Annotated in this window: 25 protein-coding genes; 9 read left to right on the top strand and 16 right to left on the bottom strand. The window is 38.3% G+C overall.

All coding sequences use genetic code 11. The features are described 5' to 3' along the window. Positions 1–31: 31 nt before the first annotated feature. From EGT34_RS00265 to fdx, 7 genes are all read left to right on the top strand, one after another. On the top strand, positions 32–505 hold the full coding sequence (locus EGT34_RS00265) for an Rrf2 family transcriptional regulator (protein ID WP_001241480.1): 474 nt from the start codon (positions 32–34) through the stop codon (positions 503–505). Between the two features lies 1 nt (position 506). Continuing rightward, the gene (locus tag EGT34_RS00260; RefSeq protein WP_000828390.1) at positions 507–1,724 is read left to right on the top strand and encodes an IscS subfamily cysteine desulfurase; all 1,218 of its coding nucleotides are present in this window, start codon (positions 507–509) and stop codon (positions 1,722–1,724) included. A 66-nt stretch (positions 1,725–1,790) separates the two neighbouring features. Beyond that, the gene (iscU, locus tag EGT34_RS00255; protein WP_000331712.1) at positions 1,791–2,177 is read left to right on the top strand and encodes a Fe-S cluster assembly scaffold IscU; all 387 of its coding nucleotides are present in this window, start codon (positions 1,791–1,793) and stop codon (positions 2,175–2,177) included. Positions 2,178–2,207: 30 nt separating this feature from the next. Continuing rightward, positions 2,208–2,528: an iron-sulfur cluster assembly protein IscA gene (gene iscA, locus EGT34_RS00250; protein ID WP_000581597.1), complete on the top strand. Its 321-nt coding sequence runs from the start codon at positions 2,208–2,210 to the stop codon at positions 2,526–2,528. A gap of 85 nt (positions 2,529–2,613) precedes the next feature. Next, the gene (gene hscB / locus EGT34_RS00245) at positions 2,614–3,132 is read left to right on the top strand and encodes a Fe-S protein assembly co-chaperone HscB (protein WP_001015254.1); all 519 of its coding nucleotides are present in this window, start codon (positions 2,614–2,616) and stop codon (positions 3,130–3,132) included. Positions 3,133–3,170: 38 nt separating this feature from the next. Further along, positions 3,171–5,030: a Fe-S protein assembly chaperone HscA gene (hscA, locus tag EGT34_RS00240; protein WP_001196574.1), complete on the top strand. Its 1,860-nt coding sequence runs from the start codon at positions 3,171–3,173 to the stop codon at positions 5,028–5,030. 18 nt (positions 5,031–5,048) lie between these two features. Continuing rightward, positions 5,049–5,387 carry an ISC system 2Fe-2S type ferredoxin gene (gene fdx / locus EGT34_RS00235; protein ID WP_001137383.1) on the top strand — a complete coding sequence of 113 codons (339 nt, stop codon included), beginning with the start codon at positions 5,049–5,051 and terminating at the stop codon, positions 5,385–5,387. 48 nt (positions 5,388–5,435) lie between these two features. On the opposite strand, the gene EGT34_RS00230 is transcribed toward fdx, so the two are convergent. From EGT34_RS00230 to EGT34_RS00195, 8 genes are all read right to left on the bottom strand, one after another. Beyond that, positions 5,436–6,905: an adenylate/guanylate cyclase domain-containing protein gene (locus EGT34_RS00230; RefSeq protein WP_123785629.1), complete on the bottom strand. Its 1,470-nt coding sequence runs from the start codon at positions 6,903–6,905 to the stop codon at positions 5,436–5,438. A 52-nt stretch (positions 6,906–6,957) separates the two neighbouring features. Further along, positions 6,958–7,392, bottom strand: a complete 435-nt coding sequence (locus EGT34_RS00225) for an HIT domain-containing protein (protein WP_000492048.1) — start codon at positions 7,390–7,392, stop codon at positions 6,958–6,960. A gap of 200 nt (positions 7,393–7,592) precedes the next feature. Next, positions 7,593–11,054, bottom strand: coding sequence for a transcription-repair coupling factor (gene mfd / locus EGT34_RS00220; RefSeq protein ID WP_024432818.1), 3,462 nt, complete (start codon positions 11,052–11,054; stop codon positions 7,593–7,595). 134 nt (positions 11,055–11,188) lie between these two features. Then, positions 11,189–11,545, bottom strand: coding sequence for a hypothetical protein (locus tag EGT34_RS00215; protein WP_000473791.1), 357 nt, complete (start codon positions 11,543–11,545; stop codon positions 11,189–11,191). 79 nt (positions 11,546–11,624) lie between these two features. Next, positions 11,625–12,557, bottom strand: coding sequence for a Dyp-type peroxidase (locus tag EGT34_RS00210; RefSeq protein WP_001222567.1), 933 nt, complete (start codon positions 12,555–12,557; stop codon positions 11,625–11,627). Positions 12,558–12,702: 145 nt separating this feature from the next. Further along, positions 12,703–13,485, bottom strand: coding sequence for a glutathione S-transferase N-terminal domain-containing protein (locus EGT34_RS00205; protein WP_086241977.1), 783 nt, complete (start codon positions 13,483–13,485; stop codon positions 12,703–12,705). 24 nt (positions 13,486–13,509) lie between these two features. Beyond that, positions 13,510–14,016 (bottom strand): ribonuclease E activity regulator RraA, encoded by a 507-nt coding sequence (gene rraA, locus EGT34_RS00200; RefSeq protein WP_000108830.1) that lies wholly within the window; start codon positions 14,014–14,016, stop codon positions 13,510–13,512. Positions 14,017–14,028: 12 nt separating this feature from the next. Continuing rightward, on the bottom strand, positions 14,029–14,694 hold the full coding sequence (locus tag EGT34_RS00195) for an NAD(P)H-binding protein (RefSeq protein WP_000156082.1): 666 nt from the start codon (positions 14,692–14,694) through the stop codon (positions 14,029–14,031). Between the two features lie 212 nt (positions 14,695–14,906). Here EGT34_RS00195 and rpsT point away from each other — a divergent pair, with 212 nt between their 5' ends. After that, a complete protein-coding gene (rpsT, locus tag EGT34_RS00190) occupies positions 14,907–15,173 on the top strand; it encodes a 30S ribosomal protein S20 (RefSeq protein ID WP_000013652.1) in 267 nt (88 codons plus the stop codon). A 56-nt stretch (positions 15,174–15,229) separates the two neighbouring features. Here the strand turns inward: rpsT and EGT34_RS00185 are convergent, their stop codons facing one another. Beyond that, a complete protein-coding gene (locus EGT34_RS00185) occupies positions 15,230–15,964 on the bottom strand; it encodes a histidine phosphatase family protein (protein WP_001162376.1) in 735 nt (244 codons plus the stop codon). 57 nt (positions 15,965–16,021) lie between these two features. Continuing rightward, positions 16,022–16,879 carry a 3'(2'),5'-bisphosphate nucleotidase CysQ family protein gene (locus tag EGT34_RS00180; RefSeq protein WP_000471059.1) on the bottom strand — a complete coding sequence of 286 codons (858 nt, stop codon included), beginning with the start codon at positions 16,877–16,879 and terminating at the stop codon, positions 16,022–16,024. A gap of 309 nt (positions 16,880–17,188) precedes the next feature. On the opposite strand from EGT34_RS00180, the gene EGT34_RS00175 reads away from it, so the two are divergent. Then, the gene (locus tag EGT34_RS00175; RefSeq protein ID WP_000979740.1) at positions 17,189–17,557 is read left to right on the top strand and encodes a hypothetical protein; all 369 of its coding nucleotides are present in this window, start codon (positions 17,189–17,191) and stop codon (positions 17,555–17,557) included. Between the two features lie 53 nt (positions 17,558–17,610). Here the strand turns inward: EGT34_RS00175 and EGT34_RS00170 are convergent, their stop codons facing one another. The 6 genes from EGT34_RS00170 to EGT34_RS00145 form a co-directional block, all read right to left on the bottom strand. Continuing rightward, positions 17,611–18,270 carry an SOS response-associated peptidase family protein gene (locus EGT34_RS00170; RefSeq protein WP_000332555.1) on the bottom strand — a complete coding sequence of 220 codons (660 nt, stop codon included), beginning with the start codon at positions 18,268–18,270 and terminating at the stop codon, positions 17,611–17,613. 107 nt (positions 18,271–18,377) lie between these two features. Next, positions 18,378–20,108 carry an ABC transporter ATP-binding protein gene (locus EGT34_RS00165; protein ID WP_001295043.1) on the bottom strand — a complete coding sequence of 577 codons (1,731 nt, stop codon included), beginning with the start codon at positions 20,106–20,108 and terminating at the stop codon, positions 18,378–18,380. 12 nt (positions 20,109–20,120) lie between these two features. Further along, a complete protein-coding gene (locus EGT34_RS00160) occupies positions 20,121–21,263 on the bottom strand; it encodes an ABC transporter permease (RefSeq protein ID WP_000953840.1) in 1,143 nt (380 codons plus the stop codon). 7 nt (positions 21,264–21,270) lie between these two features. Then, entirely contained in the window at positions 21,271–22,209 is a 939-nt protein-coding gene (locus EGT34_RS00155; protein WP_000881924.1) for an ABC transporter permease, read from the bottom strand. Between the two features lie 12 nt (positions 22,210–22,221). Beyond that, positions 22,222–24,255 carry a M3 family metallopeptidase gene (locus tag EGT34_RS00150; protein ID WP_086241976.1) on the bottom strand — a complete coding sequence of 678 codons (2,034 nt, stop codon included), beginning with the start codon at positions 24,253–24,255 and terminating at the stop codon, positions 22,222–22,224. After that, positions 24,256–26,079, bottom strand: coding sequence for an ABC transporter substrate-binding protein (locus EGT34_RS00145; RefSeq protein WP_086241975.1), 1,824 nt, complete (start codon positions 26,077–26,079; stop codon positions 24,256–24,258). Positions 26,080–26,081 lie beyond the last annotated feature (2 nt).

Raw genomic sequence — 26,081 nt, 5'->3', positions numbered from 1 at the left:
TATTATCTAGTCTTAACATGTGTATCGAATCATGCGCCTTACAACTCGCGGTCGCTACGCAGTGACTGCTCTACTTGATTTAGCTTTGCAGCCAACTGAACAAACGATCACGCTCGCCGAAATTGCCGCACGTCAATCTATTTCAGTTGCTTATTTAGAGCAGTTGTTCGCAAAACTTAAGCGTCATGGGTTAGTTTCTAGTGTTCGCGGTGCAAATGGTGGTTACCATTTGGCTCGAAACGCTGATGAAATTACTGTGTTAGAAATCATTGAAGCCGTAAATGAAACCGTTGATGCAACGCGTTGTGACCATAAAGGCAACTGCCAAAATGGTGCAATGTGTCTTACTCACGATTTATGGCAAGAACTCTCTCATCATATTGCCGACTATTTAGCTAAAATCACTCTTGCCAACCTCATTAGCCGAGACAACGTTCAAACTGTTGCATTACGCCAAAATGTAACTGGCACAGATTCAGCTCTTTTATCGGGTACAGGTATTTGATATGAAACGTCCAATTTATCTTGATTACGCAGCAACCACTCCAGTAGATCCGCAAGTTGCAGAACGTATGATGGAGTGTTTAACTTTCGACGGTACCTTTGGTAATGCTGCATCTCGTTCCCACGCTTATGGCTGGCAGGCAGAAGAAAAAGTTGAATATGCACGTGAGCAAGTCGCAAACTTAATTAAAGCTGACCCACGTGAAATCGTTTGGACTTCTGGTGCAACTGAATCAGACAACCTTGCTCTTAAAGGTGTTGCTCAATTCTATGCATCTAAAGGCAAACATATCATTACAAGTAAAATTGAACATAAAGCTGTTCTAGATCCTTGCCGTGAATTGGAAGAACAAGGTTTTGAAATCACTTATTTAGAGCCAGAACCACAAACAGGTTTAATTACTCCTGAAATGGTTAAGGCTGCCCTTCGCCCAGATACTATTCTTGTTTCACTTATGATGGTAAACAATGAAATTGGTACAGTTACAGATGTAGCAGCGATCGGTGAATTAACACGTGCAAATAAAACGTTTTTCCATGTAGATGCAGCACAAGCAGCTGGTAAAGTCGATATCGACTTATCTACTATGAAAATTGACCTAATGAGTTTCTCTGCTCATAAAATTTATGGTCCAAAAGGTATCGGCGCATTATATGTACGTCGTAGCCCACGTGTTCGTCTAAAAGCACAAATTCATGGCGGTGGACATGAACGTGGTATGCGTTCTGGTACTTTAGCGACTCACCAAATTGTTGGTATGGGTGAAGCTTTTGAACTTGCAGGCAAAACAATGCATGCAGAACAAGAACGTATTCGTAAACTTCGTGACAAACTTTGGAACGGTTTACAAGACCTTGAACAAGTATTCTTAAATGGCCACCCAACTCAAAACGTTGCTAACTATTTAAACGTCAGCTTCAACTTTGTTGAAGGTGAATCTTTAATGATGTCGCTTAAAGACGCTGCTGTATCAAGTGGTTCTGCTTGTACTTCTGCTACTTTAGAGCCTTCATATGTTCTTCGCGCATTAGGTTTATCTGATGAGCTAGCACACAGCTCAATTCGCTTTAGTTTTGGTAAATACACGACTGAAGAAGATATTGACCACGTGCTTACAATTACCAAAGCCGCTGTTGAGAAATTACGTGAACTTTCTCCGCTTTGGGATATGTACAAAGAAGGTATCGATCTTTCTACAGTTGAATGGGCAGAACACTAATTATTGAAATTAGTGTTTTAACCCTCATATTAATATTAGGCTGACCCCGAGGTTTGGAGAAGCGAAATGGCTTATAGCGAAAAGGTAATTGATCATTACGAAAACCCACGTAATGTTGGTGTTTTAGACAAAAACTCTGAGAATGTTGGTACAGGTATGGTGGGTGCACCTGCATGTGGCGACGTAATGCGTTTACAGATTCAAGTAAATGACAACGGTGTAATCGAAGAAGCACGTTTCAAGACTTATGGTTGCGGTTCTGCAATTGCATCAAGCTCACTTGTAACAGAATGGTTAAAAGGCAAGACTCTTGATGAAGCTCAAGCAATCAAAAACATTGATATTGCAACTGAGCTAGCTCTTCCGCCAGTAAAAGTTCACTGTTCTGTATTAGCTGAAGATGCAATTAAAGCTGCGATTGAAGATTATCGTAGTAAAAAATCAAAAGCTTAATTTGTTACCATTATAAACGTTGGAGTTTTCATGATTCATTTAACTGAAAATGCTGCGACTCATATTAGCAATTACCTTAAAAACCGAGGTAAGGGTGAAGGCATTCGCGTTGGTGTGAAAACTTCTGGTTGTTCTGGGTTGGCTTATGTTCTCGAATTTGTAGATGATATCGATGAACATGATCAAATTTTCGAACAATTCGGCGTTAAGGTTTTTGTAGATCCTAAAAGCTTAGTTTACTTAGACGGCTTAGAAATGGACTATGTTAAAAATGGCCTTAATGAAGGGTTCGAATTTAACAATCCTAATAAAAAGGGTGAATGTGGTTGTGGTGAGTCATTCACTGTTTAATCCTCTCCTTTCCTTTTTCTCATTAAAACAGTGCCTTTTAACAGCACTGTTTTAATGTATTTAATTAATGTGGACCTCATTTCTAATGAATCATTTTGAGTTGTTCAATTTACCTGTGGCACTCGATATCGATTTGGCGAGCTTGAAATCAAATTTCTTAAGTTTGCAACAACAATATCATCCAGATAAAGCCGCAGATAAAGATCAAGCATTGATCAAATCAAGTGAAATCAATCAAGCTTTTAAAACGCTTTCTCAAGTTGATAGCCGCGCTGCTTATCTTTTAGCTCTTAAAAAGCAAGATCATCATCTTGATCAATCTATTAGTGATTTCGAATTTCTACAATCCGCTTTAGAACTTCGTGAACAACTTGATGAAGCGACATCATCTGAACATTTACGTACTTTAAGATTAGAAGTACAACAATGGATTGATGGTTTGGTCCGTGAATTCAAAATTGATTACAGTGAAGAAGATTGGGCAGAAGCACGCGATACCGTACGTAAGTTACGTTTCTTTCAACGTGTTTTAAACGATATTGATAAAGCAGAAGATCAACTGTTAGATGATGAAGACAGTTTTGATTTAGACGACGATTTTTAATTTTGCTTTCTCTACTTTATTTTCAAGGGATTTAACTCATGGCACTTTTGCAAATTGCTGAACCGGGTCAATCCAGTGCCCCACACCAACATCGCATTGCGATTGGTATTGACCTAGGAACAACACACTCATTAGTTGCGACAGTGTTATCAGGCAAACCTAAAGTACTCAATGATGTTCAAAATAGAAGATTACTTCCTTCTATCGTTCATTATGGGGACAATACAACTCATTATGGTGAAGAAGCTAAACCGTTTATCATTGCAGATCCAAAAAATACAATTGTTTCTGTTAAACGATTTATGGGCCGTTCAAAGGCAGATATTAAATTTCAACACCCTTATGAGTTAGTAGGCTCAGAAAATGAAATGCCTGCTTTTGAAACCCGTGCTGGACGCAAAACACCAGTAGAAATCTCAGCTGAAATTTTAAAACAATTAAAAGATCGCGCTGAAGACAGCTTACAAAATCCTGTTAATGGAGCAGTAATTACCGTTCCTGCATATTTCGATGAAGCTCAGCGTCAAGCAACTCGCGATGCAGCTCAACTTGCAGGTTTAAATGTATTACGTTTATTAAATGAGCCTACAGCTGCCGCTGTAGCTTATGGATTAGATCAAGAAAGTAATTTAGCGACCGACCGTAATTATGTAATTTATGACTTGGGTGGCGGTACTTTTGACGTATCTATCTTACGTTTTTCACAAGGCGTATTTGAAGTTTTAGCGACTGGTGGTCACACTGCTTTAGGTGGTGATGACTTAGACCGTCTAATCGTAAAATGGGCTAAAAAACAGCTTAATATTGATGTATTAAGTGATGAAGATTATGCCGTATTTATTGTGGCAGCACGTCAAGCTAAAGAACAATTATCAACTCAAGATTCAGTTGAATTAAAGTTACTCGAAGCAACTCTCACACTAGATCGCCCTACATTTGAAAGCATTATTCAAGTAGCATTAGACAAAACGATTAGTGTTTGTAAGCGTGTACTGCGTGATGCAAAACTCGAGTTAACCGATATTCAAAATGTTGTTTTGGTAGGTGGTTCTACTCGCTCTTATGCTGTTCAAAAAGCAGTACGGGAAGTTTTTGCCCAAGAACCTCTTTGCACGATCAACCCGGATGAAGTGGTGGCAATTGGCGCTTCTATTACAGCCAACCAGTTAATCGGTAATAGCCAAGATGGCTCTCTTCTTTTAGATGTAACTCCTCTTTCTCTTGGTCTAGAGACTATGGGAGGACTCGTTGAGCGTCTGATATCTCGTAATACAGCGATTCCTGTTGCACGTCGTCAAGAGTTCACCACCTATCAAGATGGCCAAACTGCTATGTTAATTCATGTAGTTCAGGGCGAACGTGATTTAGTTGAACATTGCCGTTCATTAGGTAGATTTGTACTTCATGGCATTCCACCAATGACTGCAGGCCAAGCTCGTATTGAAGTCACTTTCCAAGTTGATGCAGATGGCTTACTCACCGTTTCTGCTCGTGAAGCAACTTCTGGCGTGCAAGCTCATATCGATATCAAACCATCTTATGGTTTATCTGAGGCAGATACGGAACGCTTATTAATTGAAGGTTTCCAACATGCCGAAGAGGACAAAAATCTTCGTCATTTAAAAGAAACTAAAGTTGAAGCAGAACGTGAGCTTGAGGCTCTTGAGCAAGCATTAAAAGTAGATGCAGATTTACTTGATGAAAAGCAGCTTGAAGCACTCAACTCTGCTAAGGAATCATTAAAAGCTCAGCTTGAAGGCAGTGATATTCAAGCAATTGAGCAAGCAGTTCAACAACTTAAAGTACATAGTGATGCTTTTGCAGCACTACGGATGAATCGACATATTGACCATGCCTTAAAAGGCACGAAGCTCGATGATTGGTCAAAATCAAATTAAAAGGTATAGGTGATCAATATGCCACGTATTAAAGTACTTCCTCACGCTCAATTTTGCCCAGAAGGAGCAGAATTTGAGGTTGAACAAAATGCAAATCTTTGCCAAAGTTTGCTCAACAAAGGAATCAAAATTGAACATGCTTGTGATATGTCTTGCGCATGCACAACTTGTCATGTGATCGTTCGTAAAGGCTTTGATAGCTTAGAAGAAATGAATGATGTTGAAGCCGATCTTCTAGACCGTGCTTGGGGATTGGAACCTGACTCACGTCTTTCATGTCAGGTGAAAGTTGTAGATGAAGATCTTGAAATTGAGATTCCGAAATACACAATTAACCACGCTTCGGAAAATCACTAATAAATAATAAAAAAAGCTGCTTAGGCAGCTTTTTTTATTTATATAAATTTATACCTGATCTTGTTCTTCATCGATATTTATAGGCTTAACTTCATCCTCAAGTCTAAGCTGAGCAACACCTTGAGTATTAACCAAAGTTTGTTGAACTTTAATGCGCTGAATCATTTTTTCAAGCACTTCAACCAACTCAGGGTATTCGTAGTTTTGTACTTCTTCTAAATTTAAAACTAAATGGAAACCTTTATATTCATAATCAAACCATTGTTGATGGTCTGATTTATTTCCTGTGTATTTTTCCATGACTTGCCATGTTTTTACTGCCCCTTGAATACCCTTTAAATAAATTGGGGTCTTAGGCGCACATAGAAAATCACTTTTGATTAATTGATAAGTATCATCAGAAATGAGTATTTCATCAATTTCAGCAGCATACTGTAAACGTGCCGCTAAATTTACGTCGCGACCTACAATCGTATAAGCCATACGATGGGTTGCACCATAATTCCCTACGTGGCAATAACCTGTACTAATACCCATACGGATATGTAAGGCCGAATATCCCATTTTCTTCCATCGTTCGCGCAACAACTTCATTTGCTGACGCATAGCAATTGCCATTTCTACACAGGATTTGGCATCTTGCTCAACCCCTTGTGAATTTGGATCTCCAAAAAATATGAGAATCGCATCTCCCATAAATTTATCGACCGTCGCTTCATATTGCTTTGCAATTTCAGTCATATGACTTAAATAATCGTTAAGCAAGAAAGCTAAGTCATCAGGAATTAAAGTTTCTGATAGTTCAGTGAACCCCTGAATATCAGAAAAGAATACAGTCATTTTTTTACGTTTATATTCGATTTTTGCTTCAGCTTCCCCACGCATAATCGACTGCCATAATTGTAATGGAGCATAGCGGCTTAACTGATTAGCAAAAGCAATATAACGTGTCATCTGGTCATAATAATGCTGACGTTGCTGACTAATTTTTTTAACCCAGCGGTGTTGGTAATAATTTCCGATAGTGATAAACATTACCAAACCAAGTAAGGTAATTACTGTTAATTCTTGGCTTGTGGCTTCGAAATATGGATGAAAACCAAATAGGAAAAATGTACTTAAATAAAAAATAATCGCCCCAAGCAGACTCGTTAAACAAATAACTGCAAAGGAAATACGACTATTAATTGCTGAGTAAAATAATGCAAAAAGGGCAATAAATGTTGGAACGAGATTAAGGTGCACTCCTGCTAGAGTAACAGCCACTACAATCGCATCTATTGCAAAAAAAACACTTTTTTGAGTTTTCTTATCAAACTGATACTGCAACCAGTGTTCTAGTTTAGAACTGACAAAAAGTAAAAAAGGAAAAAAAGGAGGAATATAGATTTGATAATTAGTATTCGGTGAGGTAAAGGCATAGATCACTAAAATTAATGACAGAATTGAATATCCCATCAAACGATGAAAATATGCAAACTGCTTAGGTTCCCGATCTATAAACCTCTCTAATTGCACTCTATCCTCCACATTTCAATGTTGCCACATTGATATGTGGCATTACATTGATTTAATCCATGCGCCAATCAAAAGGCATATCACCTTGGCCACGTAGAGCAAGCATAAGAGTCTGACGCATATGAGCTAAAACATCACTTGTATATGGCACAGCTGGTGTACCCCATACAGGTTTCGGCCAAGCTACATCATTTTGATAGCGGACAACATGATGGAAATGCAATTGAGGCACCATATTACCTAAAGCTGCTACATTCATTTTATCAGCACGGAAAACGCGAGATAACTGGCTAGATAACCAGCTTGATTCACGTAGAAACTGTTCTTGGTCAGCTTGACTCAATTCGTATAGTTCCGTGATTCCTGGTACGCGTGGTACTAAAATCAACCAAGGAAATTGCATATCATTCATTAAACGACATGTTGAAAGCGGGAAATCGCCTACAAAAAAAGTATCTTGAGCAAGTTGTGGATGCAAACTAAACATATCTTTTATAAATGACAATAAACAATAATGGCTAATACTATCACATCAGTTTTGATGTGAATATTATTAGTAGCCCGTTTGCTTACAAATAACAATGATTTTATGCACTTATTCATATCTCAAGGTATAAATAGTGCATAAAATCCGATTACATCAAAACAAATGTCCTAATTAGCTAGCGCTGGTTAGAAAAACAGGTCTCAGGCATGTAGTTCACTCATCAATTTTTGCAATAAATCATTGATAAATTGAATTCGTTTTTCATACTCTTCAAGCTGCACCATCACCTTCAAACGTTGTCCGCCTTCCATACGGTAATAGGTCGGATTTTTTTGCATTAACTGAATAATACTAATGGCTTGAACTGGCGTATCTGGTGAAAACTCAATATTTCCACCTTGAGTATTAATATCAATTTTCGTAATACCTAAATGTTCTGCTTTCAAACGGATTTGATGCACGCTAAACAAGTGCTTAACCGACTGCGGTGGAATACCGAAACGGTCAATAAGCTCCATACGGATGTTATCTAGTTTTTCCTGTGTATCGGTATTACTAATACGTTTATAGAATAATAGACGTTGATGAACATCACCCAGATAATCATCTGGAATAAGTGCAGGAATATGTAAGTTAATTTCGGCAGTTAACGACAATGGAGCATCAAAATTCGGGGTTTTACCTTGTTGAATTGCTTTAGTCGCTTTCTCAAGCATTTCCATATACAAGCTATATCCTATCGCCTGCATTGAGCCACTTTGTTGCTCACCTAACAATTCGCCTGCTCCACGAATTTCCAAATCTTCCGTAGCGAGCATAAAGCCTGCACCTAATGTCGAAGCACGTTGAATCGCATCAAGGCGTTTTTCGGCATCACCTTTTAAGTGTTTAATCGAAGGTACTAACAAATAGGCGTATGCTTGGTGATGTGAACGACCTACACGGCCACGTAACTGGTGTAATTGCGCTAAACCAAGTTTATCCGCACGTTCAATTAAAATTGTATTGGCATTTGGAACATCGATACCTGTCTCAATAATGGTTGAGCACACCAGCACATTATATTCTTTGTGATAGAACTGCTGCATAACTTGCTCAAGTTCGCGTTCACGCATTTGTCCATGTGCTACCGCTACACGTGCTTCGGGTACAAGCACACGAATATTTTCAGCAGCTCGCTCAATGGTCTCTACTTCATTATGTAAGAAATAAACTTGTCCACCACGAAGTAACTCACGCAAAATCGCTTCCTTGATTGAAGCATCTGTATGCTCTTGCACAAAGGTTTTTACTGCTAATCGACGGGCTGGCGGAGTCGCAATAATCGACAAATCACGCATACCCGAAAAAGCCATATTAAGCGTACGAGGAATTGGCGTTGCTGTAAGTGTCAACATATCAACATCGGCACGTAAAGCTTTGATACGCTCCTTATCACGCACACCAAAGCGATGCTCCTCGTCTACAACCATTAAACCTAAATCTTTAAACTGAACATTCTCTTGTAGAAGCTTATGTGTACCTACCACAATATCGACTTTACCATTTGCCAAGTCTTCAATATTTTTCAAATGTGTTTTGTTTGAACCAAAACGTGAGAGTACTTCAATACGTACTGGCCAATCAGCAAAACGGTCTTTAAAAGACTCATAATGTTGTTGAGCTAGTAAAGTCGTAGGAACTAAAACAGCGACCTGTTTGCCATTTTGTACCGCTACAAATGCTGCACGCATGGCCACTTCGGTTTTCCCAAAACCCACGTCGCCACACACCAACCTGTCCATTGGTTTTGCTTGCTGCATATCATAGAGCGTGGCTTCAATTGCATTAGCCTGATCAAGGGTTTCTTCATACGCAAAACCGCTTGCAAATTGCATATAGAGCGACTGATCCAGTTCAAAAGCGAAGCCAGGTTTTGACTGACGACGTGCCTGAATATGTAAAAGCTCAGCTGCAACATCATGAATTTGCTCTAATGCTTTACGCTTAGCTTTACTCCAAGCGTCAGTTCCGATTTTATGTAACGGTGCTAAATCCGGGTCGCCACCACTATAACGGCTAATTAGATGCAAGTTCGTTACTGGAACATAGACTTTTGCATCTTCGGCATAATCTAGTTGTAAGAACTCATAGTCTTGTCCTTCAATCGCGAGTGTAATTAAGCCAGCATAACGCCCCACACCATGATCGATATGTACAACAGGAGCACCAATGCTTAGCTCAGTTAAGCTTCGGATCAGAAACTCTTCTGAAACTTCCTGTTGACGCTTGCGACGACGCTGTACAACTCGGTGCTCGTAAAGCTGATTTTCTGAAATAACCGTTAATTGATCAGTTAAAAGTAAGCCACGATCCAGAGGCGCATTAGTAATAGCAATTGCAAACTGACTAATTTGGAATTGCTCAAAATTCTCTACATTCGGAATCTCACCTAAACTTGAACGCAACGCATCTTTTAAGCTTTCACGACGTCCTGCACTTTCCGCAACCAATAGAACAGGATGATTTGCTTCATCAATATATTTTTTTACGGCACTAAATGGTTTTTCTTTTTTCGGATCGACTGGCAACTTGGGTGGTTGTTCAGTTTTAAGATTAAGTGCACCAGCTTTTTCTTCAATAGTTTCTGCGCTTACAAGCATTCGCGGAAACTGGTTTAAAGCACTTAACAAATGATTTGGAGAAATAAATAGTTCTTCTGGAGCAAGAATAGGTTGATCCATATTATGGCGCCGGTCTTCATAACGACGCATAACTTCTTTCCAGAAGTTCGTTAAATCAGTGTCAATATCACTAGTTGTAATTACAATGCAATTCTTTGGTAAGTATGTTGTGAACATACTTTGTGACTGCATTTGTTCTTTATCAAAAAATAGCGGTAAATAAAATTCAATACCAGGCGATGCTATACCATCTAAAACGTCCTGATAAATTGGATTTTTCTTAGGATTGGCAGTAGGAAAAAACTCAGAATAACGATCTCTAAATACTGAACGTCCTTCTTTTAAAGGGAATTCTTTCGCGGGTAAAACTGTAAAACTTTTTAGTGTGGTTGTTGTTCTTTGAGTTTCAGGGTCAAAGAATTTTAAAGAATCAATTTCATCGTCAAATAAATCTATGCGGATTGGAGATTCTTGCCCAGATGCAAAAATATCCATAATACTGCCGCGTACAGCAAACTCACCATGGTCATAAACTGTATCTACTAAGTGGTAGCCCGCCTGAACTAACCTTAATTTTTGTTGTTCTAAATCAAATTTTTGCCCCACTTTTATATCAAAGTGTTCTCCCAATACCCATGAGTAAGGCGCAACCCGTTGAGCCAAGGTACTTGCTGAAATCAGTAATACGCCTTGCTGGGGCATATTAGATAAAATAGCAAGACGTTCTGACACAATATCTTGATGGGGAGATAAACGGTCATAAGGCAAAATTTCCCAATCCGGAAAAATTGTCGGCTTAACTCCATAAAACTCAAGTTCACTTTCTAATTGAGCAACATGTTGGTTGTTTCGAGCGACTAATACCAATAAAGAAGAATGCTGAGTGGCAATTTCTTTAAGCAATAAAGCTGCTGATGAACCTAATAATGACCCCACCCAACGCTTTTCACCGGCCTTGAGCTGTTGCAAATTCAATTGAGAGATTTCTTGTTGAAACATGTATATGGCTTTTATGAGCTAAAAAGATATGAGGTTAATAGTAGCATGATGTTTTTAGTGAATTGAGTTATTTTTCTGCAATCAAGCTACTACTTTATGATACTTTTTTATAGTTCTTAAACAATCATTTGAAGTTATTTGTCTCGTAAAAACATCACATAATATTGGTTTAATATCTGTATGATTGCTTTAAGCTCAAGTAACTTTTCTTGTGTATTACCTAACCTTTCCACATATCGTTGCGTTGCAATCTCTAAATCAATCTTTTCATTAATTTGTGGTGTAATTTGAAATAGCTTAGGTAAGTTATCAAAATTCTGTAATTTACGATTTGAAAAATACTCAAGGTGCTCTGACCACTTTTCATTAATCACGACATCTTTAATAACTGGACCACGCTCTGAATCAAAACTGAGCTGATTCTCTTGTAAATAAATTTGTTCTGGTGTCTCTTTCGAACCTTGAAAAAGTTGGGTTAATTTTTTAAACATCTCATCACATCATATTAATTTCAATTTATATAGTAGAGGTAATCTACTCACCTCTACCATCTAAGTTTATTTTTAATGCCTACTCGTCACCCAAGCCATCTAGAAAATCTACTGTCGGTACGAAAAATAGAGTTCCTGTTTGGGCAGTACTAAAGTCAAGTAATCGGTCAAGATTACCTTGCTCATTTCCTAAGAACATATTTTCAAGCATTTGACGTGTCGTACTAAATTTACGTGAGTAACCAATAAAAAAAGTACCATATTCATTTTTGGATGGATTCGAAAAAGGCATATTTGCACGCATAATTTTTAGTTCATTGCCTTCTGCATCATGCGCTTTACTTACTACATTATGTGCTGTTAAAGGCTTCTCGTCATCATCAAGCTCAATATCGTTGAACTTTTTACGCCCGATAACTTTTTCTTGTTCCTCATCGCTTAATGCACGCCATTTTTCCATATCATGGGTATATTTTTGGATAAATGCATAACTTCCCCCAATAAAGTCAGGATCTTCGTTACCCACTAATGCCCATTGTGCAGCAATTACAGGTTCAGGATTTTCTGTTCCATCTACAAAGCCAATAATCGCACGCCCATCGAAATATCGAAAACCATGCACTTCATCAATTGGGTAAGTTACTTTACCTAACTGTTCATTGATGATACTTCCTAACTCATAACATAAAGCTTGTCGATCAGCACGAATATGAAAGAATAAATCCCCGGGTGTTGAAACGGCTGTGTATTTTGGGCCTTTGATTTCTTGAAATGTTTCTAATTCTTGAGGCTTTGCTTGCTGTGGAAATAAAATATCCCACGCGTTTGAGCTAAAACCTAATATGGCATTAAATTTAGTTTCAGGATAACGGTTAGACAAACTTCTGGTTAACGCTGAGAATTTACCAGCAAAATCTTTTACTTTTTCTACAACAGAATCACCTTGAGCTAATCCTAATACAATAAATAAAGCATTTTCTCCAGGATGACTCGTTACAGGCTGAATTCTCATACATTCCATAAAACAGGCCTTATTTTGGTAATTTAAGGTAGTAATTTAGCATATTCATGTTTTTATCGTATGATTTCTTATTGTTGTCGCTTCTTAAAAGAGACTGAGTTATCTCAATCTCTAGTGTGTTTTTCTCATTTATATTTTAACTGCCATATTGCTTTTTTAGGTACTTTACAATTTCCGCAGATTCAAACATTTTAACGCCTGTATTTGGGTCCACTAAATAAGGCACTTGCATTTTACCTTGCATGACCAGCAACAATTTTTCTCGCTTTCCCTCTTTTAAAGGTTCATATTTGCCCGGTTTTAACCGAAGAATCGCAGGCCCCATATCTTGCCATCTTTCTTTGGCAACACTATGTAAAATGTAAGGTAGCTCAAGCTCACTTAATACACTTCTTACTACTCTTGAATACGGACTTGCTTCAAAGCTCCATAGTTCAAGTTTATGCTCAGGCGCAGCTCTATTTACTATTTTTTTATTAATCCAGACCCCACGAGCACCATTTAATAATGTTCCGGCAAACGCCAGATATGGCATTTTTGGATAATTTGAAAACTTATCAGGAGTTTGGCCTGTCTTACCATAGTATTTAAATAAATGATGAATAATATCTTGTGATTCGTATAATTTGTCACCTGTATTTTCATCAATAAAAAAAGGAAACTGTAATTTACCGCCAATTTCTTTAACTATGGAGCGATATTTTAATCCACCTTTCGGGCATGGATAAATTTCGACATCCAAATTTAAAAGTGTAATCACTTCACGAACGCGGCGACAAAATGGTGAACCCTCAAATTCATAAAGTTTAAGAGCTCTAACAGGCTGTTTAGGAAATGCTGTACCTGTAACACCTCTACCACCTTCAGCAATTGCAGACGCTAATGCTTGCAGTACTTTAATTTGATGATCCACCATTATGCATTCCTTTATTTAATTGTGAAGCTAGACTAGTTTTTCTTTAGCAATCACAATTCCATTATTATCTGCATAGATAAAATCACCAGATTGAATTGTGACTCCACCAAAATACAAAGGAATATCTACTTCACCAATGCCCTTACGGTTACTTTTTTGCGGAATTGCAGCCAATGCATGTACACCTAAATCTAAGGTTGCAAGTGCATCAACATCACGTACACAGCCATAAATAACCACACCATTCCAGTTATTTTTAACTGCCGATTCCGCAATCATATCTCCCATAAGTGCACAGCGCATTGAAGCACCACCATCCACAACCAATACCTTCCCTGTACCATCTGTAGCCAATAACTCTTTTACACGCGAGTTATCTTCAAAACACTTTACAGTCACAACTTGTCCACCAAAAGTTTGACGTGCGCCATAGCTTTTAAAGAACTTACCGTCCATTGATGGCGTGACCACTTGCAAATCTTTTTCCGGATTTTCATCTAATAAATCACATGTCACAAATGGTACTGTCGACACTTTTATTCTCCCTTATCGAGTTTGTTGTATGCTGAGATTATCATATCGTTTAAAAGCTTCAATTTGCGTTAGTGCCGCTACGACCATGGTATGAGCCAATTGCTCTGCTGTAACTGGTTTATATTTGAAAGGCTTAGTCCATTTATTTTCAATAAGTTTAAATAGACTTTGTCCTAAATCTTCAATAAAACGCACATCGCTACGCTTACCAATCAATAGAGAAGGTCTAAAAATAGATAATTTTTCGATTCCTAAACTTTGAATATAATTTTCTAATTCTCCTTTTACTTTATTGTAAAAAATTGGCGAATTAGCATTTGCCCCAAGTGCACTAACAATTAAAAAATGAATATGTTTATCTTGGATTAAATCTGCAAAGTGAGCATTTATCTCATAATCAACTGCATAAAAGCGTTGTTTTGAGCCTGCTATTTTTAAAGTTGTACCTAAGCAACTAAATGCATGAGTATGACCATTCACATCTTCATCATTGAGCAATAAAAAATCGTCTATAACGAGCTGAGTAACTTTCTTATATGTATTAAGTAGTTGTGATTCTTTTCTTACTACAACGGTAATGGCCTCAAATTCTGGTGTTTGCTCAAGTTGTTCAACAAGCGCTAAACCAACGAGTCCTGTAGCACCTACTACAATTGCTTTTTTCGTACTTATAGTCATTTTTTATCCAACCCTCTTTAAGTTTGTATCAAATTTAACCTTTTCTTACGGTTTTAGCAGCCCCTAAAACCGCTTAAAATGCTCTCAAGGCTTGACTTCACGGTATTGATTCATCACAATATGGCACTTGTTTACGGGCTGGTGATGGTTACACCAGTTTACTGGATTGACCACAGCCCGCCCAGACCAACTTATTTTCAAGGAGTGCAAGAGTGGCAAACTCTGCTCAAGCTAAAAAACGTGCGCGCCAAAACGTTAAAGCGCGTAAACACAACGCAAGCTTGCGTTCTATGGTTCGTACTTACATCAAACGTACTTTAAGTGCAATCGCTGGTGGTGATTATGCTGTTGCTACAGAAGCTTACAAAAAAGCTGTTCCTGTAATCGACCGCATGGCTGATAAAGGCATCATCCACAAAAATAAAGCTGCTCGTCATAAGAGCCGTTTAAATGCTCAAGTTAAAGCTTTAGCTAACTAATTGAAGCATGTAAAAAAAGCCCAACAGGGCTTTTTTTATTGTCTACGTTTTTGTGTTTACTGTACTTTATGGAACTCAGAAACATCTAACTCGTAAGTTTTGCCTCTCCAAATCCACTTTAATTTACAATTTGGAAATTCATCACCTTCAAACCATACAAACAGCCCTTCCATCATGGCAGGCCAATCTGCTTTTTGTATTTGGTTATTGCCTGAAATTACTGCAACAATCGCTGCAATAATTGTGTCGTGACTTACAGCTAAACTTAGACCACTTTTTGTTTTAGGATGAGTTTGATAGATCAGTTCTAATACATCTAATACGCCAGTAATTGGATGTTTCATACCCGGTAAGGCATTGTTCACAAAGCTATTAATAAAACCAAGTGCCCCTTGTTTACGGAAATAAGGCGCCGCCTGCTGAATATCCAGTACAAAGCTACCAGGTTCAACCAACAAACCTTGTTCAACTATTTCAATTGTATGTGTATTCGGCTCAGGACTCACCCCATCTGCTCCTTCAATCATAAGTGCAGCAGTGTCTACACAACGTTGAATTGGGCTAGAAATGCAATGTTGAATTACACGATCCGTGTTTTTAATTAAATAGCTACCCCATTCCTGAGCAAGCTCACGTCCTTGCGGTGTAAGCTGAAGATCATATCCTGCCAAGCCTTGCCCATCTACCAACTCTCTTAAGGAGTGACGTGTAAAAAGGGTTACAGGGGTCGAAGCATCAGGCAATAAATCAATTGCTTCAAACATGCTTTTAGGCAATAAATCGAGTGCCATTTTTATCTTGTCATCTTTTCTCAATATTTTGCCACTATAGCATGTCTACAATAACTCTCAATCCAAAACACCTGATTGAGCTAAAGCTTCAAATGCTATTTTTTTGCTTTCCTGATCACGAAATGCGATAAAGCCCCCATTTAATACGGTATCACGCTGGTTATATTCAAAGGGTTTACCTGTTAGAGTGAGTAAACCTCCACCTATACTTTCTAATAATCCTTGACCTGAGCTTGTATCCCATTCTGATGTCGGATGAAATCTAGGATAAATATCGATCTCGCCTTCTAACATCATACAAAACTTATAAGCGCTACCTGCTTCACGTCGAATTACGGTACGAATCTTTTCAATAGGTTCAATGAATTTCTGATATTTTGGATTTTTACTACTATGACTTAAACCAATTTGTACAGGTGCTTGTGTTGAATAAGGTGTTTTTTGATATTGATACCATTGTTGTTGGCTAAAGCTATATTTAAAAGGTAAATCTTTTAAATAACCTAAATAAACAACTTGCTCACATGGCACAACAATCACCGAAAAAATTGTTTCACGCCCTTCAATCAAACTCAAGTTTATCGTGAACTCATCTCGCTCATGTATAAACTCTTTTGTACCATCAAGTGGATCTAGCATCCAGCAAGAAGACCAAGCATGGCGAGCACTATAGTCACTTTCTTCTGACAAAACCGGTAACTCAGGTGTAATTTCTGCAAGATGCTTTAATAAAAAACGATTTACCTTTAAATCTGCTTGCGTTACAGGTGAATCGTCATGTTTTTCTTGAATCGTAAATTCATATCCAGCCGAATAGTTTTGATATTCTTGTAATAAGATTTGGCTAGCTTCTTCCAAGATTGGTAGTAGCTGTTCAATTAAAGCATCATTGGGGCGAGTTGTTGTTATAAACATAAATAAGCTCTATTTACTTTCCTTTTCATTATAAGTGAATTATGACAAATTCAATATTCACCAACAGTCTAGTATCCTTACAAAAAGACTTAACTTTTTATTAAGAACACTATTATTCCTTCAATAGCTGAATCTTTATATTTTAACTTGATCAGACGCTTATTACTCAAGAGAAAGCTAAGTTAATTTTTGTATAGAAAATATGCTATAACTTATGAAAAATAAACAACTTAAAGTAAATTCAACCATTTCTTTTTCACGCATTTCTTGCTATGTTCAATAGCACAATAACAAAATGGAAGACTAAATATGATGCTATATGGATATCACTTCTCAACAATTGAAAATAACTGGGAAGACTTAACTCCATTAAATGAGTTTTTACAAACATTTGCAGATGATGATGGTGATGTCTCCCAAAGAGATAAAGAATCGCTTAAAGAAATTATTGCTAAATCCGATACAGCTTTGGCCTTAGCTAAAGAAATGGGTTGGGATGGTAGCTATACAGGCTGTCCTTATTTATTTTGGTTACCAAGTAAAAATACGCAATCTTTTGAATATGGATTTGTTTTTAAACAAACCTCAGATAACTCAACTTTTGTAATCTCACCAATTGAATTGGCTTATCTGGCGCAAGATGAGCAGGTACAAACTTTAAGTAAGAATATTGATTAAATATCAAAGGTTATTGACTTAAAAATTAAGCCAATAACCTAACTCCAATGCAGTTATTCAAACATACTTAATTGAGGTGTAGGTTTTATAATCTTCTCTTTAGGAACATGTAAACATTCAAATTCCTCAACAGGAAAGCCTTCAATAAAGCTTGAAATATCTGGTGTTTCTAAACTTAACCATTCATCTAAGCGGTCATGTGGAATCACAATGACTGATCTTTTAACATCACCCGGTTCATGGAAGTCTTTCATCATGGGATGATCAATCGCATCCATGGTTAACATACTCGCAGAACGGACAATCGTTTCATTCATTTTGCAAATTTCATAGATTGCTGCGATAAAAAAAGCCTGCCCATCTTTACGGCGTACGCCCCACCGCTCAGGTTTATCATTTATATATTTACTCTCATAAAACTCCGTGACGGGTATCACACCGAACTTACATTTAAGAGCAGCTTCTTGAAAACTCGGTTTTTGGAAAATCGTTTCATGACGGGCGTTATAAGTATGTTTTGCTATATTCGTATCTTCTGCCCATTTAGGAACCAAACCGAACATGACTTCACGCCACTCAAAACCTTGCGGTGATTTGAATAATAATGGCATTGTCCCACCCGGATAAACCTCATCGGCATAGCTAAAGCCGACCACAGGCAACTGAAGTTGCTGCAATTGGGCAAGAGTTAAAGGCTTAAAGTTGGCACACATAGCAGGAATAAAATACTGTACTTTTACATCTCTTATTTTATAAGTATTTATTCTATAAACCAAATAAAAAGGCACTCGAAAGTGCCTTTAACGACATAACTTTACGCTTAAGAAACGTGCTGAATTCCTTGTGGAATGGCCTGCAATAGTCGTTTGGTGTAGTCATGTTGCGGATATGCATAGAGCTCATCCGAGTTGGCAATTTCAACAACTTCACCATGATTCATGACCATAACCTGATCAGAGATATATTTCACAACCGACAAGTCATGTGAAATAAAAATATAACTAAGCCCAAACTCATCTTGTAAGTCTTGTAATAAATTAAGTACTTGTGCCTGAACTGAAACATCTAACGCCGAAACAGATTCATCACAAATTAGAATTTCAGGCTTTAGCGTTAAGCAGCGCGCAATCGCAATACGTTGGCGTTGACCGCCCGAGAACTCATGTGGGTATCGATAATAAGCTTGTTCAGGCAGATTCACTCTCTCAAGTAAACCAAGCGCAATTTGCTTACGTTCCGCATCATCTTTACCAATTCCATGAATTTGCATAGGTTCCAATAAGATCTGCCCAATCGTAAAGCGTGGATTTAGTGAAGCATATGGATTTTGAAAGATGATTTGGATCTTCCTTTGATATTTGGCAAACTCTTTTTCAGTTAAAGAAAGAATATCTTTACCTTCAATTAAAGCCTGTCCCCCCGATGCTTGATGTAAGCGCATGAGCAATAACCCAACAGTCGTTTTACCGGAGCCCGATTCTCCTACCAAACCAAGCGTTTTTCCTTTAGCCAGTTTAAAAGAAACACCTTTTACCGCCTGAAATTCTTCTTTGCCAAACAATCCTTTACGACTATAAAAGCTTTTTTTCAGATCTTTTACTTCTAAAATAATTTGCTCATCGCCATTTAAACCACGTTTACGCTCAGGAATTTCTGAAACATCAAAGCTTTGCTCTACCAATATATTGTTTTCTTGTCGCATAAAATCACTGGTTACAGGCAAACGATAAGGTCGTTGTGACATTTGAGGACGACAGTAAAGTAAGGCTCGGGTATATACATCTTTAGGCTGTTCCAAAACTTGTTCAGCGGTACCTTGCTCTCTAATTTCACCATGACGCATCACAATCACTTGATCTGCAATTTCACCAACCAAAGCCAAATCGTGAGTAATAAAAAGCATCGACATTTGACGGCGCTGACGCAATGATTCAAGTAAATCAATAATCTGTTTTTGAATGGTGACATCAAGTGCCGTAGTCGGTTCATCGGCAATCAGTAGTTTGGGCTCACAAGCAATTGCCATTGCAATCATGACACGTTGCTGCTGACCACCCGAAAGCTGGTTAGGATAAGCATCAATTTTCGTTTCTGGTGAAGGTATACCGACCTCTTTAAGCAACTCTAAAACACGTTGCCGCGCCTGTTTTCGGCTCATACCCATATGTAAACACAACACTTCTGCAATTTGATTGCCAACCGTAAAAACCGGATTTAATGATGACATCGGTTCCTGAAAAATCATGGCAATATCTTTACCACAGATTTTTCGCATCTCTGTACGCGATAAGCCAAGCAAGTCTTTACCTTCAAAAATAATCTTACTTTTCTCATCAATCTTGCTTTGGCCCACAGGTAATAAACCCATAGTTGCTAAAGAAGTAACAGACTTACCACTACCTGATTCACCAACCAAAGCTACAGTCGTATTGGTCGGAATATCAAAGGAAATTCCTTTCACAGTTTCGATATATTGTTTATCTTCACCTTTAAAGCTTACACGTAAGTTTTCAATGTGAAGTAATGGGGTCTTTTTTTCTTGTTCTGACATTTGGATTTCCTCTTATTTTAGTTTCGGGTCTAATGCATCGCGTAGCGCATCAGTAAACATTGAAAATGCCGTAACCAAAACAGCCATTGCGACAGAGGCTGCGACAAGCTGCCACCACTTACCTAAAAGAAGTTCACTTTGTGCTTCATTTAACATACTGCCCCAAGACACTACACCTACTGGCACACCGAACCCTAAGAAACTCAAAATAACTTCCGATTTAATAAAAGAAACCACCAAAATAGACATTTGGACCAATGCAATATGGCTGACGTTAGGAAAAATATGAATAAACATACGGCGAAAATGCCCGACACCAATGGCTTTAGCTGCAAGTACATATTCGCGTGCCGTATGTTTCATATATTCAGCACGAATTAACCGATAGACACCTGTCCAGCCCGTTAAGCCTAAAATCAGAACAATAGATAAAATGCCCTTTTGTTGTAGTACAGCAGCAATCGCAAGAACTAATAATAAATATGGAATGGAAGTAAAAATATTATAAAACCAGTTGAGAATATCATCGACCCAACCACCAAAATAACCTGAAATTGCCCCTAAAAGCGTTCCTAATGTGACTGCCAGTAAGGCAGAAACAAGCCCTACAATAATTGAAGTTTCAGCGCCTTTAATGGTTTTTTTAAGGACATCTTGTCCCCATTTGTCAGCACCAAAAATTAGGGTACTTTTTAGTTCACTTTGCTGATCAAGTAAATGTCCACCGAGTTGCTGATCAATTGCTTTCATATCATCAGCTAATGGATCAACTACACCATAATAATCAATTGCACTTCCAGAGCTCTTTTCTTGTTTGATTTCAGCCTTGAGTTGGTGAATTACATCTTTTAAGGGATCGACTGGATTTTCCGGTAATTCCTCATCTACAGCGGCTGTACTTTTCAAAGCTTCAGTTGTCTTATCTGCACCTATAAATGTAGGAGGCGCATAACTGACAGCAACTTCTTTATTCCAATCAGATGCAATCACACCCGTTAGAGATAGTATTAATACGATCAAATAGAACAACACAACAATGAGCGATGCCATTGCAATTTTATCGGCCCGAAGGCGACGCATGGCAAGTCGCCATAGCCCCGCTGAAGCAGGAGCTGTCTGGGTTTCTAACTTTCTTTTTGATAAAACACTCAGCATAACCCACCTACTTCAACTGTACACGTGGATCAACCACTTTGTAGACCAAGTCCGCAATCAAATTAAAAATCATGGTTGCAGCTGCAATATATACAGTAATGGCTTTGATGACAGGAAAATCACTACGCTCTACAGCAATAATCACTTCACGACCAATACCGGGAATACCAAAAAAGCGTTCAATTAAAAATGCACCTATCAATAATGCCGGTAAATTTGACATCACATCAGTAATAATCGGAATTGAGGCATTACGTAGAACATGCACACTTAAAATTCGGCTTTCCCCTACACCTTTAGCACGTGCGGTTCTCACATAATCCTGATTTACCTCATCAAGCACAAAGCTACGATATAAACGTAAAGTAGGTGCAATACTCACCACCAGCATGATTAGAATTGGTAGTAAGGAAAACTTAAATAAATTGTCGGTAAAACTATCGCTCCATCCCTGTACTGGAAACCAGCTCAGTTGATAAGCCAAAACATATTGAAAAACAATAATGTAAACCAAAATACTAATCGACATACCGATGGTACATAACATCATGACCATACGATCAGTTAGAGAGCCACGTACCGCCGCTACAGCCAATGCTAAAATAATTGAAATGACTGTTTGTAAAATGGTGAGTGGAATTAAAAGTGTGAGCGACGGTCCTAAACGGGTTAAGATAATTTGTGAAACGGATTCACCTGTGCTCCAACTTGCGCCATAGTCAAAAGTAAGAATTTGCTTAATAAAAATCCAAAGTTGAACATAATAAGGTTGATCAACACCTAACTGTTTACGGATATTTTCAATCTGCTCAGGGTTAGACATCTTACCTGCCAGAATATAGGCAGGATCTCCACCGACCCAATTAAATAAGATAAAAATAAGCAGCACTACTCCCAACATGGTCGGAATCATCTGCCATAAACGCCGAATAACATATGCCAGCATAGTGATAATTCCTTATTTAACCCGTTGTCCGGTAATTTCGTTAAAGAATGCTTTATTGTCAGGATCACGACCAAGGAAATCTTTAACCAATTCAGCTGCCGGTTTTTGGCTACCCTGCGATAAAATCGTCTGACGATAACGTTGTCCCACTTGTGGGTTGTTCAGGTTGTCACCATAAGCAGAAAGCATGTCTAGCGCTAAAACCTCAGACCACATATAACCGTAATAACCTGCCTGATAACCACCCATTAAATGCCCGAACTGTCCAGGAAACTCTGTTGTTGGCACATATCCTAAGGCTGTAGCAGCTTCCATTTTTTGCCAAGTTTCTAAAGGTTTTACTTTTAAGGCATCTGCCGTATGAAGTGCCATGTCATATTGTGCATAAAGCGTCTGACGGGCATAACGCAAGCCACGGCCATAATTATGTACTGCTTTTAAACGGGCAATTAATTCATCGTCAACACGTGGACAAGCTGGATCACAATAATCGGCCACTTTAGATAAGGTTTCTTTACGGCGTGCCCACTCTTCATACATTTGAGAAGGTGCTTCTACAAAATCACGCTCTACAGAAGTTCCGGACTGACTGGTATAGCGGGTATTTGATAAGATGCCATGTAAAGCATGACCGAACTCATGTACAAAAGTTTCAAGCTCATCACTATTTAAACCTTTACGGTTAAAGTTGGTCACCAATACTGAAATCGGTAATCGGTTGGTTAAAGTGCTGCCACCATATACTCCCCAAACTGCTGCATGGCCATATTTCCCTTCACGGGGGAATTTATCCATATATAAGCCACCAAGGAGCTTTCCTGTCTTTTTATCAACTACATCGTAATATTCAACTTCATCCTGCCATGCTTTAACTTTGACAGGTTTAAAATCAATACCGTAAAGATCAGATGAAATGGAAAATAACCATTTTTGAGCAGCTAAAGTTGGAAAATAATCACGAAGCTTTTCCTGATCAATCTGATATTTACTCTTACGAAGTTTTTCGCTCCAGTAAGCTTCACTCCAACGCGTTATCTCGGTTTTGTCTAACGGCGTCTTTAAGGTTTGTGCTTTAAATACACGAAGCTCTTCTACTTCTTTACGTTCAAGTGGTGCTACCGTTTTTTGTACTTCTGCCAAGAACTTGTTTACAGCCTCTGGTGTTTTTGCCATTCGGTCTTTTAAAGCCCAATCTGCATAACTTGCTTTTCCAAATAACTGTGCAAGTTCATAACGTAAATCTATTGCCTGTTTGAGTAGTTTTAAATTTTGTTCAGTCCCACGTCGTGTAAAGGCAATCTGGTATTTTTTTCTGGCATCATCATTATCCGATAGCTCCATAAATGGACGATATTCCGGATACTCAAAACCTAATAGATAATTTCCTTTCGTATTTTTCTTTAACCCCGAAATATAACTTTCCGGTAAGCCTTTCATCTCTTCAGGAGTAAATTCAAGTTTTTCCGGGTTATCACGAATATTACGATTATATTCTTGTTCAAGTTTAGTCAACTCATCCAGAATAGCCTTCATTCTTGCGCGTTTTGCTGGTTCTAACTGAACCCCTGTGTCTTCAAATTGATCCAGAATATCTTGACGGTATTTCTGGTCAATCGGATCAGTCGCTTTTGTATTTTTAATTACGTTATACAGTTTGGAGTTTTGGAATATATCCGTATGAAATTGATTAATTTTGATTTCGCAGTCTTCTGCTGCCTTACGTAATTTCGCATCTGGGTCGACGTTACTATATAGACCTATGGGCCCCGAAAAATCTTCAAGATGAGCAAAAATTTTATCCCACCTGGCTAATATCGGAGCAGCGGCAGCATCGTTTTTAACAGGCGTTTTTTCAAAACTAGAAATCTCTTGCTGAATTTTTTTTAAATTAGAATCGCACCATGCTGGGAGTTGCTCTGCTTTGAGTAATGGTAATGTCGCACGCGTCACTTCAGCCGATGCAAATTGACTTATACCTATGGTCAACATACATAATGTAGTCATTTTCAGTGTATTATTTTTCATCGTATCTCCAATTTTTTTCATTTAATGATTAGATTTCGTATTTGTATCAATATCGAAGTACATCCATTCAGCATGTAAAATCGGATGCTTCTTATATCCAATAATTCGTGGTTGGGCCAACATATTGCGATAGCGTGCATAAGACATTTGCACAGGCATATAAACCTCTAACAAGCGCGTCATTTTTCGATATAACGCATCTCTTTCTGGGCCTGGCTTCACTTGTTGAGACTGGCGGTACAACTCATCAAACTCTGGTATCGAACCACAAGACCAGTTAGTCATATGAGTATTTGGGCCATAAAAATTCTGCATAAAATTATCCCCATCCGGATAATCAGCTATCCATGCAGAAGAACCAAACATTCCCTCACATTGTTTTTGTGATCGAAGTAAGTCTGAAAAAAGCATTGGCTTATACACCATGCGAATATGTAAGCTATCGAAGTTTTTCTTCCAAAGTTCAGCACTTTGTTGGCCAATACTGTCATTGCGCGCTTTATATTCGACCACGAGCGGCTTGCCGTTTGGTTGTGTACGCCAACCAGAAGCATCTTTTTTGTAGTGATATCGATCCAACAGCAGATTGGCTGCTTTTACTGAATATGGCGTACTGCTTCTATACTGTGGGTCATATCCCACTACACCAGGTGGAACTGGGAAATGAAGACGTTCTGCATCACTATTCCTTACCAATTTAATCTCTTGATCTATTGAACGGGACATCGCAATAGCACGGCGTAAGGCAATTTTTTCTTTACTCATTCCTCCAACAACGGGATCTTTGAGATTCCAATAGATATAACTAATTTCTGGATCAACAATACGAGATAATTGCACGCCTTCTTTTGCGAGCTCAGGTCTTAATTTACCGCCTTTAATCGCTTTTGAAACTAATTGCCCTTCAAGCTGAATGATATCTACCTCACCACGCTGGAATGCTAACCATCGTGACTGGTTTTCTTCCATCACCTGAATATCAATTGTGCCGATTTGAGGCATTTGTTTACCTTTAAGGCGCTTTACAATTGCTTCATCCCCGGGGCTACTGGCATTAAAGTTCCAGGTAAAACCTCGATATTCAGGATTTGCTTTTAAAACAATACGTGAGGCAGGTATCCACTTACTGAGCATATAAGGTCCAGTTCCTACTGGATGCCCCATAACAAAACCAGCTTTATCTTTATATTTCTCGATGACTTCGCGTGCCACCGCACCTGTCGGATCATGGGCCAGTAATAAAGGAAAGTTATAGTCTGGTTTTACTAACCGAATCACCAAAGTGTACTTATCAGGTGTTTGTAAACCACTTACATTTTGATCGTAATTAAATTTTCCGGATTTATTGGCTGCTTTGACTAAAGCATTCATACCTTCAATTTTATCTTCCAATAACCAACTATTGGGTGAGCGTAAATTCGGGTCTAATAACCGCTTAAAAGAATATGCATAATCGTAAGCTGTTAACTCTCTAGGTTTACCTTTAAACGCTGGGTCGGCTGTAAAGTAAATACCCTTCTTAATGTGAATGGTATAAGTCAGACCATCTGCACTCACTTCTGGCATAGCCGTAGCCACGTGTGGGATTAATTTTGCTGGTCTTGCCAAATAGTCATAGGTATATAAAGTTTCAAATATAGATGTGAGTACATGCGCTGAATATAAGTCATGTACATAAGCTGGGTCGAAGCCTGTTTCAGCTGTTGGGAATACATAACGCAAAACTTTATTTGGATCGGCTGGGCTTTTCGCAAAAATAGATATAGAACCCGTTAAAGCCATTCCAGCAAAGAATAGGCCGACACTACAGTGCTTAAGCTTTTGTTTTAAATTTTCGGTCATGATGA

The sequence above is a fragment of the Acinetobacter sp. FDAARGOS_558 genome, from assembly GCF_003937785.1.
Lineage (GTDB): Bacteria > Pseudomonadota > Gammaproteobacteria > Pseudomonadales > Moraxellaceae > Acinetobacter > Acinetobacter baumannii.
This window is presented reverse-complemented; position numbering and strand designations above follow the sequence as displayed.